Origin of the sequence: Bowdeniella nasicola, from assembly GCF_001907295.1 — a bacterium.
Taxonomy (GTDB): Bacteria; Actinomycetota; Actinomycetes; order Actinomycetales; family Actinomycetaceae; genus Bowdeniella; species Bowdeniella nasicola.
Genome location: NZ_MQVR01000006.1, coordinates 1 through 13,209 on the forward strand (window position 1 = coordinate 1; position 13,209 = coordinate 13,209).

Annotated in this window: 12 protein-coding genes; 3 read left to right on the top strand and 9 right to left on the bottom strand. The window is 68.3% G+C overall.

Annotated elements, in window-relative coordinates:
* Positions 1-66: 66 nt before the first annotated feature.
* The 3 genes from BSZ39_RS14950 to BSZ39_RS01765 form a co-directional block, all read right to left on the bottom strand.
* Positions 67-258 (bottom strand): helix-turn-helix domain-containing protein, encoded by a 192-nt coding sequence (locus BSZ39_RS14950; RefSeq protein WP_073715681.1) that lies wholly within the window; start codon positions 256-258, stop codon positions 67-69.
* Between the two features lie 140 nt (positions 259-398).
* A complete protein-coding gene (locus tag BSZ39_RS14955; RefSeq protein WP_073715682.1) occupies positions 399-683 on the bottom strand; it encodes a transposase in 285 nt (94 codons plus the stop codon).
* A 33-nt stretch (positions 684-716) separates the two neighbouring features.
* Positions 717-1,289, bottom strand: coding sequence for a hypothetical protein (locus tag BSZ39_RS01765; RefSeq protein WP_073715683.1), 573 nt, complete (start codon positions 1,287-1,289; stop codon positions 717-719).
* Positions 1,290-1,350: 61 nt separating this feature from the next.
* Between BSZ39_RS01765 and BSZ39_RS01770 the strand changes: the two genes are divergently transcribed.
* From BSZ39_RS01770 to BSZ39_RS01780, 3 genes are read left to right on the top strand one after another with little or no spacing between them, the layout of a single operon-like run.
* The gene (locus BSZ39_RS01770) at positions 1,351-2,460 is read left to right on the top strand and encodes a peptidoglycan-binding domain-containing protein (RefSeq protein ID WP_073715684.1); all 1,110 of its coding nucleotides are present in this window, start codon (positions 1,351-1,353) and stop codon (positions 2,458-2,460) included.
* Complete coding sequence (locus tag BSZ39_RS01775) at positions 2,457-3,104, top strand: ABC transporter ATP-binding protein (protein WP_073715685.1); 648 nt, start codon at positions 2,457-2,459, stop codon at positions 3,102-3,104. Before BSZ39_RS01770 ends, BSZ39_RS01775 begins: the two co-directional genes overlap by 4 nt.
* Positions 3,101-4,189, top strand: coding sequence for an ABC transporter permease (locus BSZ39_RS01780; protein ID WP_073715686.1), 1,089 nt, complete (start codon positions 3,101-3,103; stop codon positions 4,187-4,189). Before BSZ39_RS01775 ends, BSZ39_RS01780 begins: the two co-directional genes overlap by 4 nt.
* 3 nt (positions 4,190-4,192) lie before the next feature.
* Here BSZ39_RS01780 and BSZ39_RS01785 read toward each other — a convergent pair whose 3' ends face one another.
* From BSZ39_RS01785 to BSZ39_RS01810, 6 genes are read right to left on the bottom strand one after another with little or no spacing between them, the layout of a single operon-like run.
* Positions 4,193-4,981 (bottom strand): ABC transporter ATP-binding protein, encoded by a 789-nt coding sequence (locus BSZ39_RS01785; protein ID WP_073715687.1) that lies wholly within the window; start codon positions 4,979-4,981, stop codon positions 4,193-4,195.
* Positions 4,978-5,973 carry a FecCD family ABC transporter permease gene (locus BSZ39_RS01790; protein ID WP_073715688.1) on the bottom strand — a complete coding sequence of 332 codons (996 nt, stop codon included), beginning with the start codon at positions 5,971-5,973 and terminating at the stop codon, positions 4,978-4,980. The genes BSZ39_RS01785 and BSZ39_RS01790 overlap by 4 nt, the downstream gene beginning before the upstream one ends.
* Entirely contained in the window at positions 5,970-6,965 is a 996-nt protein-coding gene (locus tag BSZ39_RS01795) for a FecCD family ABC transporter permease (protein WP_083602854.1), read from the bottom strand. Before BSZ39_RS01795 ends, BSZ39_RS01790 begins: the two co-directional genes overlap by 4 nt.
* On the bottom strand, positions 6,966-7,847 hold the full coding sequence (locus BSZ39_RS01800) for an ABC transporter substrate-binding protein (protein WP_073715689.1): 882 nt from the start codon (positions 7,845-7,847) through the stop codon (positions 6,966-6,968).
* 44 nt (positions 7,848-7,891) lie between these two features.
* Positions 7,892-10,732 (bottom strand): excinuclease ABC subunit UvrA, encoded by a 2,841-nt coding sequence (uvrA, locus tag BSZ39_RS01805; RefSeq protein ID WP_073715690.1) that lies wholly within the window; start codon positions 10,730-10,732, stop codon positions 7,892-7,894.
* A complete protein-coding gene (locus tag BSZ39_RS01810; RefSeq protein WP_083602855.1) occupies positions 10,732-13,125 on the bottom strand; it encodes a cation-translocating P-type ATPase in 2,394 nt (797 codons plus the stop codon). Before BSZ39_RS01810 ends, uvrA begins: the two co-directional genes overlap by 1 nt.
* Positions 13,126-13,209: the final 84 nt, after the last annotated feature.

Here is a 13,209-nt window from a genome sequence, read left to right on the forward strand (position 1 = left end):
GAAACCTTCATCTTCGGAGGGCCTCGACCCCTTCAACCAGCCGCCACGCCGCAAACCCGAACAACGCTACCTACACCCTGGATTGTGAAGAGCCCGTTTACGGCGATGACACACGCCCTGCAGCCCATCAACACGCATCAGGCGAGCCACACCTTTACGGCCGCACCTGATCCCCATCCCGAGCTGGAGTTCGGCATGGACACGCGGCGCGCCATAAGTTCCGCGAGACATGACGTGAATCTCTCGGATCGCAATCATCAGCTCCCGATCAGCGAGCTGGCGACGGCTGGGTTGACGGTTTCGCCACTCGTAAAACCCTGACGTTGAGACCTTCAAGACCCGGCACGTCACCGAGACAGGAAACCCAGCCTCCGCAAGCTCTTGGACGCACCGGAACCCTATTTTGGGAGGATATTCTCCCTGGCAAAATAGGCACTGGCCCGCTTGAGGATCTCAATGTCCATCTCGAGCACCCTGTTCTTGCGACGCAACTCGGCAAGCTCTCGCTTCTCACCGCTACTGACCCCTGGTCGGCGGCCAGAATCGATGTCATCTTGAGCCATCCAGCGTCGAAGACACGATTCGCTCACCCCCAGGTTCCTCACGACGTGAGCAACAGGCTCTCCTTGCGCGACCAGATCCAGCGCTCGACGGCGAAACTCCGGCGGCTTAGCTGCAGGAATACTACGGACTCCTTCCCCAAGGCCATCATCGCCTCAGAACAGGTGTCCGGTAAACCGGGCCAGGCTCCCTCGGGCGAAAACCGGGTCGTATGGATACTTCATCGCGCATTCGTAATGCGCCATATTGAGGGCATCGTCCTGTGCTACCGGTACACCCGGATCATAGGCAAAACCGCGGCTCACCACGACGACGGGGAAACCTTTCGCTTTGGCGCATTCAGCCTGCTTTGCCATCCCCTCGTCGAATCCGAGGTACGGACCGAGCTCGATCGTGGGGAGGTCCTTCGGCACCTTTTCTTGGAAGAATTGCTCTGCTTTTCGGCGCGCTTCGGCGGCCTTTTCCTCCTCGGTCCACGACGGTGGCGTAATCTTCTCCTTCGGCTTCCAGCCGTGGATCCGTGACTTCGGCAGACCAAGATGGGCGTCGGTGACGCCGTCGACCTTGGGATACCCCTCGGCAGGCGCATCGGCTGGCACGACGGCGTAGGGGCCGAACTCTTGACCGGCGGCGGTGGTCGTGGGCTGGGCGGAGGGCGTCGTCGCGCATTCGGCGAGCCCCATTGCCGCCAGCGACAGTGCCGCGGCCACCAGGCGGAGATTGATCACGATTCGGGCTCATCGAGTGTAGCGCGACTAATCGTGGCGCACGTCACGCTAGACTTGAACAATGCAGAGTCAAGACGACGTTGTCGCGCGCACCCGGCCATCTCGTTCCCCCGCGAGACTCCTTGGGGCCCTCGCGGTCGTGCTCGCGCTGTGTGCGCTGTCCTTTTGGGCGGGCCGGATCACGCTCGCCAAGCCGCAAGCACGGACCGAAGCGCCGAAGGAATCCGTCATCGTCGACGTCACCGAGCAAAGCGTCGGGCGCAGCCTCACCGTCAATACGACCGTGACGACGCCCCGCCAGCCGCTCGCCCCCAACACCATGGCCGGGACGCTCACGGCGCTGTCCGCGCAGGACTCCTACGCGGCAGGCGACGTCGTCTACCGGGTCGACAACCATCCGGTCCGCGTTATTGCCGGATCGATCCCGATGTACCGAGACCTGGCCGCCGGCGCGAAGGGCGCGGACGTGACGGCGCTAAACGCCGCGTTGATCGCGATGGGGCACCTGAGCGGGGAGGCGGGCGAGACCTATACGCAGGCGACGGCTCGGGCGGTGCGCGCGTGGCAGAAGGCGCTCGGCATCGAGCAGACGGGAAGCGTCGCGCGTGGGGAGGTGATCATCGTGCCGAGCCTGCCGCTCGCGATCTCCTTCAACGAGGAAACGGCCGTCATCGGCAACCAACTGGCCGGCGGTGAGCGGCTCTTGCAGGCACCCGGCGGGGATCCGCAGTTCGTCATGCAGCTCCTCCCCCAGCAGGCCACGCTCATCCCGAATGACACCGTCGTGACCGTCAAGTACGAAGACCACTCCTGGCCCGCGGTCATCACCGAGACGCGGGAAGGTGAAGGCGGCAATACCAAGGACCTCACGCTGCGCGCGCCCGATGGCGGCGTCGTGTGCGGCTCCGAATGCGCCGTCCTGCCCGCGACGGACACGCAGTACCTGTCGACGGCGGCCGAGCTGGTGCCGCCACAGACGGGTCCCGCGGTTCCGGTCTCGGCGCTCACGTCGCAGCCGGGTGGCTCGACCGAGGTGACGGTCATCGAGGGCGAGGCGGAGCGGCAGGTCCCGGTGAAGGTGCTCGCCTCGCAAGACGGGCTCGCGATCGTCGAGGGCGTGAAGGTCGGAGATAAGGTCCGGGTCTTCGGCGGCAGCAAGGAGGGTGCGTGAACGGTACGCAGCTCGCCGTCGCGGACCTGCGCTTCCGTTACTCAGCCAAGGGCGAGGAGCTGTTCGGTGGCCTGACGCGTGAGTTCGCGCCGGGCGCGATGACCGCACTGACGGGCGAGTCGGGCCGCGGCAAGTCGACGCTGCTCTACCTCATCGGGCTACTACTCACGCCGAGCGCGGGGCACGTGAACCTCGGCGGTGAGAACGTCAGCGCGCTGCCGGACGCCGAGCGGTCGCGCATTCGGGCCGCCCAGATCGGTTTCGTCTTCCAGGACTCCGAGCTCGATCCGACGCGCACGATCCTCGATTCCGTCCTCGAGCCGTCGATGTATGCCGGAGCGGATCCGGCCGCGGCGAAGGCGCGGGCGCTCACGCTGCTCAGCGAGTTCGGACTCGACCACCGCGCCCAGCACCGCCCCGGCGAAATCTCGGGTGGGCAGGCCCAGCGCGTCGCCGTCTGCCGCTCGCTCATCAACTCCCCCGCGATCCTGCTCGCCGACGAACCGACCGGCAACCTCGACCGCGGCAACGCCCAGCTCGTGCTCGAGGCGCTGCATGCCGCGGCCGCGGGCGGGCGCGCCGTCCTTATCGCGACGCACGACCCGTTCGTGCTCGAGTTTTGCGACGCGAAGGTCGAGCTATGAGGGCCCGGCAGCTGATGCGCGAGGCGTGGCGCAGCGCAATCAGTTCCAAGGTGAGTTCGCTGCTCGTCGCGCTCGTCGTCGGCGCCACGTGTTTTATCGCGCTCACCACCGTCGGGCGAAACGCCGCCAATGAGGCCGCGCTGCTCGCCGAGTTTGAGGGCGTCGGCGCCCGCCAGATCACCGTGATCAACTCTTCCGAGCAGGACTACATCAACCCCGCGACGCTCGCGACGGTAGCGCACCTGCGGGGCGTGCAGCAGGCCGCAGCCCTCGGGCGGACGACGGACGTGACCAACGGCGCGATCCCGGGCACGCCCGCGACGCCGCTCTGGCCGGTCTATGGCGAGATTGCCGACGTCGCACCCCTCGTGGCGGGCCGCGCGCCCGGGCCCGGTGAAGCGATCATCGGCGTGAGTGCGCTCGATCGGCTGCGGTTCGCTGCGCCATCGGGCTTCGTCCAGTCCCAGGCGGGGGCGCAGTACCCGGTCGTCGGGATGTTCCAGGCGACGGCGCCGTTTGAGGACCTGAACGAGGGTATCCTGATTCGCGCGGAGGACGATACCCGCCTGACGCAGCTGCGCGTCGTCGTCGGCGAAATGGAAAACGTCCGCGCGACCCAGTCCGCCATCGTGTCAGTGCTCGCGCCGCAAGACGCGTCGAAAATGCAGCTGCGCTCCGGGCGTGACCTCGTCGAGCAGGCGTTCACCCTCGGGGGCCTGACCGCCCAGTTCGGACGCGCGACGTTCCTGCTGATCCTTGGCGTCGGCGCGCTGTTCGTCTCCTCCGTCGTGCTGTCCGACGTGCTCGTCCGGCGACGCGACCTCGGCCGCCGCCGGGCGCTCGGCTGCTCGCGCGCGTCGCTCGTCGCGCTCGTCGTCGCGCGCAATGTCGCCGCCGGGATCGTCGGCGCGGCGATCGGCTGCCTCATCGCGCTGGGGCTCGGCGCGCGCAGCGGCGTCCTGCCGCCGGTTTCCTTCGTCGTGGCGGTCGCGGTCCTCGCGCTGATCACGTGCATCCTCGCGAGCCTGCCGCCCGCGGTCTTCGCCGCGCACCGTGACCCGGTCCGCGTGCTGCGGACCCCGTAAGGCTCAGTCGAACGGGACCGGGAGTGCGCGGCCCGTCTCGGGGTCGTTCACCATAAGGCAGCCGACCGCGAAGACGCGGCGGACGAGCTCGGGCGTCAGCTGCTTATCGACGGGGCCCGTCGCGATGATCTCGCCGTCGGACATCGCGATGAGGTGGTCGGCAAAGCGCGCCGCCTGTGTCATGTCGTGCAGCACCATCGCGATCGTTTTGCCGTCGCGATGCAGCTGGGTGATCAGGCGCATGACGGCGAGCTGATGGGCCGGATCGAGGAACGACGTCGGCTCATCGAGCAAGAGGATCTCAGAGTCTTGGGCGATCGCCATCGCGATCCACACGCGCTGGCGCTGCCCGCCCGAGAGGGCCAAGGCGTCGCGCTCGAGCAGGTCGGCAATGCCGGTGCGTTCCGCGGCCTGTTCGACCGCCTCGATATCGCGCGGCGTGAGCGTGCCGAGCACGCCGGTATAGGGGTAGCGCCCGAAGCTGATGAGTTCGCGGACCGTGAGGCCATCGGGCGCCGTGGGCTGCTGCGGCAGGAAGGAGACCTGCGCCGCGAACGTGCGCGGCGCGAGCCCGTAGCAGTCGGCGCCGTCGAGCGTGGCCACCCCGCAGCTCGGGGGTAGCTGGCGCGCCAGGACGCGCAGCAGCGTCGATTTGCCGCAGCCGTTCGGCCCGATTAGCGCCGTAATGCGCCCGGGCGGAATCGACACCGACACGCCCGACAGCACGGGCACGCCGCCGTAACCTGCGGTAATGTCATGCCCCGCTAGCGTGGCGGGTGCGCGCGTAGTCATGGGCGCTCTCCTAGGGAGGTCATACGGATGAGGAGGAAGACGAAGTAGGGGGCGCCGACGATCGCGATGAGGGCGCCGACGGGGATCTCCGTGGGGGCGAAGGCCCAGCGGCCGAGCGCATCGCAGGCGACGACGAGCGTCGCTCCCGCGAGGGCGGCGATCGGCAGGTGGCGGATCATGACGCGCCCGACGAGCAGCCGCGACAGGTGCGGGATAATGAGGCCCGCGAAGCCGAGGACGCCCGCGGCTCCCACCGCCGCGGCGCCGCTGATGGCCGCGAGGACGACGGCGAAGATGCGCCACCGCGTCGCGCGCACGCCAACGCCCGCCGTGAGCGGGTCGTCGAGGTTGAGCGCGTCCAGATGGCGGCTCGCGAGCAGCACGGCGAGGAGCGTTGCGGCGAGGGTCGGTCCCGCGACGGCCGCGTCGGACAGCGTACGCGCATACAGCGAGCCCTTCAGCCAGGTCATGGCAGCGCCGGCTTCGGGCGCGGCCCGCACGAGCAGCAGGTGCGTGAGCGCGGCGAGGCCCACCGAGACGGCGACGCCAGTGAGCGCCAGGCGGATCGGGTCGGTGATGCCGCGGCCCGCGACGAGCAGGACGAGGCCCGCGCCGAGCAGCGCGCCGACGAAGGCGATCGGCGTGAGCGCCTGGGCGGGCAGCACGCCGACGCCGAGCAGCGCCGCAACGGCGGCCAGTCCGCCGCCGGCGGTGATCCCGATCGTGTCGGGCGCGGCGAGCGGGTTGCGCAGGCTCACCTGCAGTAGGCAGCCGGAGATCGCCATGCCGGCGCCGGCGAGGGTGCCGACGAGGACGCGCGGCATGCGAAAACTCCAGATGAGGCCGTCGCCGCTGAGCAGGTCGCGCACGACGTCAGCGGGCGGGACGGTCACGGCGCCGATGCCCAGCGCGAGGACGACGGCGATCGCGTAGGCGCCGCCGAGCATAATCGCGACGAGGCTCGTGCGCCGGATGGAGCTGCGGGTGCTCATGCACTCACCCGCTTGGCGCGCAGGTGGCCGATGCCCCACAGCAGCACGGGCACGCCGGCGAGCGCGGTGACGATCCCGACGGGCGTCTCGGCCGGGGCCCACAGCGCCTGGGCGATGGTGTCGGCCGCGAGCAGCACTCCCGCCCCCGTGCACGCGGCGACGATCAGCAGGTAGCGATGGCGGTTGCCGACGACGCGATGGGCGAGCGCCGCCGACATGAGTCCGAGGAAGCCGACGGGCCCGGCCGCCGCCACCGCGGGCGCGACGAGGCCGACCGCGCTCGCCACGGCGAACAGGCGGACCGCGCCCGGGTTCGCGCCGACGGCGCTCGTCACGGCGTCATCGGCGGCCAGCGCGTCGAGGCGCCGCGCCCCGATGACGACGGCAGGCACGATGAGCAGCGCCGCGAGCAGCGTCGGGATAAGATCGGCCATCCGCACGCCGCCGAGCTTGCCGGACAGCCAGGACAAGACGGTGGCGAGCTGGGCTTCGTCAAGCACCAGCGTGATCGACGTCAGGGCGCTAAAGAGCGCGGAGATCGCGATCCCGAGCAGCACGAGCTTTTGGATCGCGAGGGCCGAGCCCGCCCGGTTCGCCCCGCGCAGCGAGAAGACGAGGGTGAGCGTGACGGCGCACGTCGCTCCGATGAGGGCGCCCGGCAGGAGCGCCGCTCCCCCGCGGGCGCCGAGCAGCGACGTCGCCGCGACCGCCCCAAATGCCGCCCCCGAGTTCACGCCGGTGATCTCCGCGTCGGCGAGCGGGTTGCGCGTCGCCGACCGCAGCAGGACGCCGCTGATCCCGAGCACCGCGCCGATGAGCACCGCCGCCGCGAGCCGGTCGGCAAGCACCGAGCGGATCTCGGCGGCGAGCTCCGGCGCGTTGGCGGGATAGCTCAGCGTCGCGACGCGCCACGCGATCAGCGCGGCGAGCACGACGAGCGGCACCGCGCACGCGAGCAGCGCGCGCCGCGGCAGGGACGGCGGGGCGGTCATCTATTTCGCGGCGATGATCTGATCGAGGATCGCTTCGGCGGCGAGCGGTCCGCGCGAGCGCGACCACGTGTCTTGCGAGACGTCAATAACCGTCGGCACGACGGACGCGTAGGGGCTGGCCCGGAAGCCCTTCTGGTCGTTGTACAGGTACAGGACGTCGAGTTTGAGGTCGGGCAGCTTATCGCCGGTCAGCTCGGCGACGTCGGTCTTGGATTCGATCGCGCTGCGCTCCCCGTCGTAGCCGTATTCATAGCCGACGGCCTTGAGCAGCGAGCCGGGGAAGGATGCGGCGATCCACGTGTACAGCGTCTCTTTGGACCAGCCGACGAGTGCGACACGGGTGCCGGGCTTGACGACCTTCTTGGCGTCGGCGATCTTCGCCTCGATCCGCGCGCGGACCTCCTTGGCCTTATCGGTGGCACCGACCTTCGCGGCGATATCGTCCATCGCGTCGAGGACATCGGTGTAGGTCGCATCGGAGTAGCTCGCGGTCGGCGCGATCTGCTCGAGCTGTGTCATGATCGCCGAGTGCCGCGTCGGGCTCGCGAGGATGAGGTCCGGCTTGAGCGACTGGATGACCTCGAGGTTGGGCTGCTTGGCCTGCCCGACGGAGGTGATCCCCTCGAGCTTGCCCGCTAGGGTTTCGGGCTCTTTCGATTTGCCGATCTCGACGATGCCGACGGGCTTGACGCCGAGCGCTTCAAGGATTTCTTCGTAGCGCCAGTCGAGGGCGACGATGCGCGTCGCCGTCTCCGCGGTGGCGCTCGTCTCGGCCGCGGGTTTCGTCGTCGAGGAGCCGCACGCCGCGAGGGTGAGCGTGAGTGAGACAAGGGATGCGAGCAGGGCCGCGATGCGGCCGCGCCCGGAAAGGTAGGTTTGCATAACCTTAATTACAAAGGACGGACGACGGTTTTCACAAGGTGAGGTTAGGTAGGAAAAATCTCCTTCAAATAAAGTCCCGTGTACGACTTCTTCACCTTTGCGACGTCCTCGGGGGTGCCCTGGGCGATGACCTGTCCGCCGCCGTCGCCGCCCTCGGGTCCCATGTCGATCACCCAGTCGGCGTTTTTGATGACGTCGAGATTGTGCTCGATGACGATGACCGTATTGCCCTTATCGACAAGCGACTGCAAGACGAGCAGCAGCTTGCGAATATCCTCAAAATGTAGGCCCGTCGTCGGCTCGTCGAGCACGTAGATCGAGCGGCCGTTGCTTCGGCGGTGCAGTTCGGAGGCAAGTTTGACGCGCTGCGCCTCGCCGCCCGACAGCGTCGGGGCGGACTGGCCGAGCCGGACGTAGCCGAGGCCGACATCGGTGAGCGTCGTGAGATGGCGCGCGATCGCGGGCACGTTGGCGAAGAAGTCCGCCGCCTCGGAGATCGGCATGTCGAGGACCTCGGCGACGTTCTTGCCTTTGAAGCGGATCTCGAGGGTTTCGCGGTTGTAGCGCGCGCCGTTGCAGACCTCGCACGGGACGTAGACGTCGGGCAGGAAGTTCATCTCGATCTTGATCGTGCCGTCGCCGCTGCAGGCCTCGCAGCGGCCGCCCTTGACGTTGAACGAGAACAGCCCCGGCCCGTAGCCACGCATCTGCGCTTCCGGCGTCTGCGCGAACAGCTTGCGCACGTGATCCCACACCCCCGTGTACGTCGCGGGGTTGGAGCGCGGCGTGCGGCCGATCGGCGACTGGTCGACGTGGACGACCTTGTCGAGGTGCTCTAGGCCCGTGACGCGCGTGTGGCGTCCGGCGGGTGTGCGGTTGCGGTTGAGTTCGCGCGCGAGGACGCGGTAGAGGATCGAGTTGATGAGGGTCGACTTGCCGGAGCCGGATACGCCCGTGATCGCAATCAGCGTGGACAGCGGGAAGGAGACCGTCACGTCCTTCAAGTTGTTTTCGCGCGCGCCGGTGACCGTCAGCTGGCGGTCCTTATCGACCGGGCGGCGCTTCGTCGGGGTTTCGATCGCGCGCCGGCCCGCGAGGTAGTCCCCCGTCAGCGACTCTTTGGCCTTCAGCAGGCCCGCATACGTGCCGGAGTGGACGATGCGCCCGCCGTGCTCGCCGGCGCCGGGGCCGATGTCGACGACCCAGTCGGCGGTGCGGATGGTGTCCTCGTCATGCTCGACGACGATGAGCGTGTTGCCGAGGTCGCGCAGCCGCGTGAGCGTGTCGATGAGTTTGCGGTTATCGCGCTGGTGCAGGCCGATCGAGGGTTCGTCGAGGACGTACAGGACGCCGACGAGGCCCGAGCCGATCTGCGTGGCGAGCCGGATGCGCTGCGCCTCGCCGCCGGACAGCGTGCCCGCCGCGCGCGAGAGCGTGAGGTAGGTGAGGCCCACGTCGACGAGGAAGCCGAGGCGCGCGTTGATCTCCTTGAGCACCTGGCCCGCGATCGCGGCCTCGCGGCCTGTGAGCTCGAGCGTGGCGAGGAAGTCACGCGCCTTCTCGATCGACATCGCGGTGACGTCGGCGATCGACTTGTCGTTGATCGTCACGGCGAGGACCTCGGGCTTGAGGCGCGCACCGCCGCACGTCGGGCACGGGACCTCGCGCATGAAGCCCTCGTAGCGCTCGCGCGAGGTGTCAGATTCGGTCTCGGCGTGCTTGCGTTCGATAAACGAGATGACGCCTTCGAAGCCTGTCGAGTACTGCCGCTCGCGGCCCCACCGGTTGCGGTAACGCACGTGAACCTTGTGGTTGCGACCCTTCAGTAGCGCAGTCTGCGCCTTTTTCGGCAGTTCGCGCCAGGGCACGTCGACGGAAAAGCCCATCTCCTCGCCGAGCGCGCGCATGAGGCGCAGGTGGTATTCGCTGCTGCCGCGCGTCCACGGCACGATCGCGCCGTCGGCGAGTGAGACCTCCGGGTCGGGCACGACGAGTTCCGCGTCGACCTCGAGCCGGCTGCCGATGCCGGTGCAGTCCGGGCAGGCGCCGTAGGGCGCGTTGAAGGAGAACGTGCGCGGCTCGATCTCCTCCAGGCTGAGGACGTGGTCGTTCGGGCAGGCGCGCTTTTCGGAAAAGCGGCGGCGGCGCTCCGGGTCGGCGTCGTCACGGTCGACGAAATCGGCGACGACGAGGCCGTCGGCGAGTTCGAGCGCGGTCTCCACCGAGTCCGTCAGGCGGTTCTTGATGCCGTCCTTGACCGCGAGCCGGTCGATGACGACGTCGATATCGTGCTTGAGCTTCTTTTCGAGCGTCGGCGGATTATCGAGGCGGACCGCTTCCCCGTCGACGATGGCGCGGGCGAACCCGCGCGACTGGAGTTCGCGGAACAGTTCGGAGTATTCGCCTTTGCGGCCGCGGATCACCGGCGCGATGACCTGGAAGCGGGTGCCGGCCTCTTCGGTGAGGAGCCGGTCGACGATCTGCTGCGGGGTTTGCGCGACGATCTTCTCGCCGCACTGCGGGCAGTGCTGGGTGCCTGCGCGCGCGAACAGCAGGCGCAGGTAGTCGTAGACCTCGGTGATGGTGCCGACGGTCGAGCGCGGGTTGCGGCTCGTCGATTTTTGGTCGATCGACACCGCGGGCGACAGGCCCTCGATGAAGTCTACGTCGGGCTTATCCATCTGCCCAAGGAACTGGCGCGCGTAGCTCGATAGCGACTCGACGTAGCGGCGCTGGCCCTCGGCGAAGATCGTGTCGAAGGCGAGCGAGGACTTGCCCGAGCCGGACAGGCCGGTAAAGACGATGAGCTCGTCGCGCGGGAGGTCGAGGTCGACGCCGGTGAGGTTATGCTCTCGTGCGCCCTTAACGATTAGTCGATCACTCACTACTCGATGGTATGCGCGTCCTCCCCATTTCGCACACGTGTTCTATGGGAGAGTCGCCACACGATGGCCGCGCCGAGGACGCCGACGCCGAGAATGAGCGCCCAACCGGCGGGGGTCGGCAGCTCGAGGGCGGCGAAGCGGCGCAGCGGCGGGATCGCGACAATCGCGAGGACGATACCAATCATCGAGGCGAGCAGGCCCGCGCGCCACGTCGGTTTCCCATCGCGCATGAGCGGCTGGGAGAAGTTCGCGAGCAGCGTGAGGGCAATGATGAGCGCGGTGAGCGTCGTCGCCGCCTGGGACTGCTCGATTGTGAAGCGGAAGATGCCGGAGATCGCCAGGCCCTGAACGAGCAGCACGGCGAGTGCGATGACGATGCCCGCGGGGACGGCGACGCGCAGGACGCGCTTCAGGAAGCCTTCGCGGTAGCGGCGCGTGTTCGGCGCGATGGCAAGCGCGAAGGCGGGGATGCCGATCGACAGCGAGCCGATGATCGTGAGGTGGCGCGGCAAAAACGGGTACATGAACGCGAGGCCCGAAGTCGCGACCGCGAGCAGGATCGCATACATCGTCTTGGTGAGGAACAGGACGGAGACGCGCTCCATGTTTGCCATGACGCGGCGGCCCTCGGCGAGGACATGCGGCAGGACTGAGAACTTGCCGGAGAGCAACACGAGGCGGGCAACGGCCTTCGTGGCGCGCGCGCCGTTATCCATCGCGATGCCGAGGTCGGCCTCTTTGAGCGCGAGGGCGTCGTTCACGCCGTCGCCGGTCATGCCGACGACGTGCTCGCGGGATTTGAGTGCGAGGACAATATCGCGTTTTTGTTCCGGGGTGACGCGGCCGAGGACGTCGACCCCTTCGAGGCGGTCGACGAGGGCTGCGGGTTCGCTCGGCAGTTCGCGCGCGTCGCCGACGCGGGGGTTGCCGCCAGCGATGCCGACCTGGCCCGCGACGGCGCCCGCGGTGGCGGCGTGGTCGCCGGAGATCACGAGGAGGCGGATGCCCTGCTCGTGCAGGTAGTCGAAGGTCTCTGAGGCATCGGAGCGCAGTTCTTCGCCGATCACGACGAGCGCTCGCGAGGTGAGATCGTGCTCGCTGGTGCCGGCCGCGAAGGCCACGACGCGCAGGCCTTCGGCCGCAATCTCGCGCGCCGCCTCGACTTCGTCGTCGCGCAGCAGCACGTCGGGTGCGCCGAGCGCATAGAGTGTCGAGCCAATCCGGGCCGTGCCGTATTTGCGCGAGGAGTTAAACGGCGAGACTTCAGCCTCGGGCGTACGCATCTCGCCTCCGCGTCCGACCGCCAGGTAGTCGTCGATCGCGGCGGCGGTCGCGTTCGCCCGGTCGCAGCACAGCGCGGCGAGGGCGGCTTCTTCTTCGCTACTGAGCGGCGTGGCGGCGTCGATTCGGCGCACCGCCATATTGCCGGTCGTCAGGGTGCCGGTTTTGTCGAGGCAGAGCGTGTCGACCCGGGCTAGCACCTCGACGGCAGGTAGCTCCTGGATGATCGCGCCGCGACGCGCAAGTTTCGCGCCCGCGACGGCGAAGTTCATCGAGGTGAGCAGCACGAGGCCCTGCGGAATCATCCCGACGACGGCCGCGACGCCGAGGACGACGGCGACCTTCCAACGCCCGGATTCGAGCGCGCCGTCGATCCCGCCGTGCGTGCGCAGTTGGGCCCACATGACGAGCAGCGCGAGCGGGACGATCACCCACGACAGGCGCGTCAGGATGTAGTCGATTCCGTCGGCGAGTTCGCTGTGCACCTTCCGATAGCTCTTCACCTGCGCCCCGAGCGTATTGGCATACGAGTCGGGTCCGACGGCCGTCGCCTGGATGAGCGCCGAGCCCGCGATGACGGACGTGCCGGACATGACCGAGTCTCCGACGGCCTTCTTCTGCGGGTCGGACTCGCCGGTGAGGATCGATTCGTCGATGCTGATCCCGCCCACCTGGCGGACGATGCCGTCGACGGGGATCTGGTCTCCGAGCGAGAGGTGGACGAGGTCGCCAAGGACGATGTCTTTCGCGGCGATATCGTACGTGTCGCCGCCGCGCGTCACGCGGGCACTGGGCGCGTCGAGGATCGCGACGTCCGCGAGGACGCGCTTGGCGCGGATTTCGGCGATGGTGCCGATGAGAGTGTTGACGATGAGGACGATCCCGAAGACCGCGTCTTGCCACTGGCCGACGAGCAGCACGATGACGACGGCCGTCGCGAGGATCGCGTTAAAGACCGTGAAGATATTCGCGCGCAGGATATCGAGCGTGCTGCGTCCGCGCGGCGTCGGGGCGCGGTTGGTTTGTCCCGCTTCGATTCGCTGCTGGACTTCCGCGGCAGTAAGGCCGTTATCGGCGGTCAGCTGCTCAGGGGTCGTCGTAGGTGTGGTCACGTTCTCCAGCGTAGTTGGCAAGGGCCCTCACGCGGTTCCGTCTAACGGTGGAGGACGCCTCGCGCACGGCGGTGAGGTCGGCCA

Bases quoted from the DNA above. Each gene is read 5' to 3' on its own strand.
- BSZ39_RS14950 (WP_073715681.1), bottom strand. From the start codon at position 258: ATGATTGCGATCCGAGAGATTCACGTCATGTCTCGCGGAACTTATGGC.
- BSZ39_RS01770 (WP_073715684.1), top strand. From the start codon at position 1,351: ATGCAGAGTCAAGACGACGTTGTCGCGCGCACCCGGCCATCTCGTTCC.
- BSZ39_RS01780 (WP_073715686.1), top strand. From the start codon at position 3,101: ATGAGGGCCCGGCAGCTGATGCGCGAGGCGTGGCGCAGCGCAATCAGT.
- BSZ39_RS01785 (WP_073715687.1), bottom strand. From the start codon at position 4,981: ATGACTACGCGCGCACCCGCCACGCTAGCGGGGCATGACATTACCGCA.
- BSZ39_RS01790 (WP_073715688.1), bottom strand. From the start codon at position 5,973: ATGAGCACCCGCAGCTCCATCCGGCGCACGAGCCTCGTCGCGATTATG.
- BSZ39_RS01795 (WP_083602854.1), bottom strand. From the start codon at position 6,965: ATGACCGCCCCGCCGTCCCTGCCGCGGCGCGCGCTGCTCGCGTGCGCG.
- BSZ39_RS01800 (WP_073715689.1), bottom strand. From the start codon at position 7,847: ATGCAAACCTACCTTTCCGGGCGCGGCCGCATCGCGGCCCTGCTCGCA.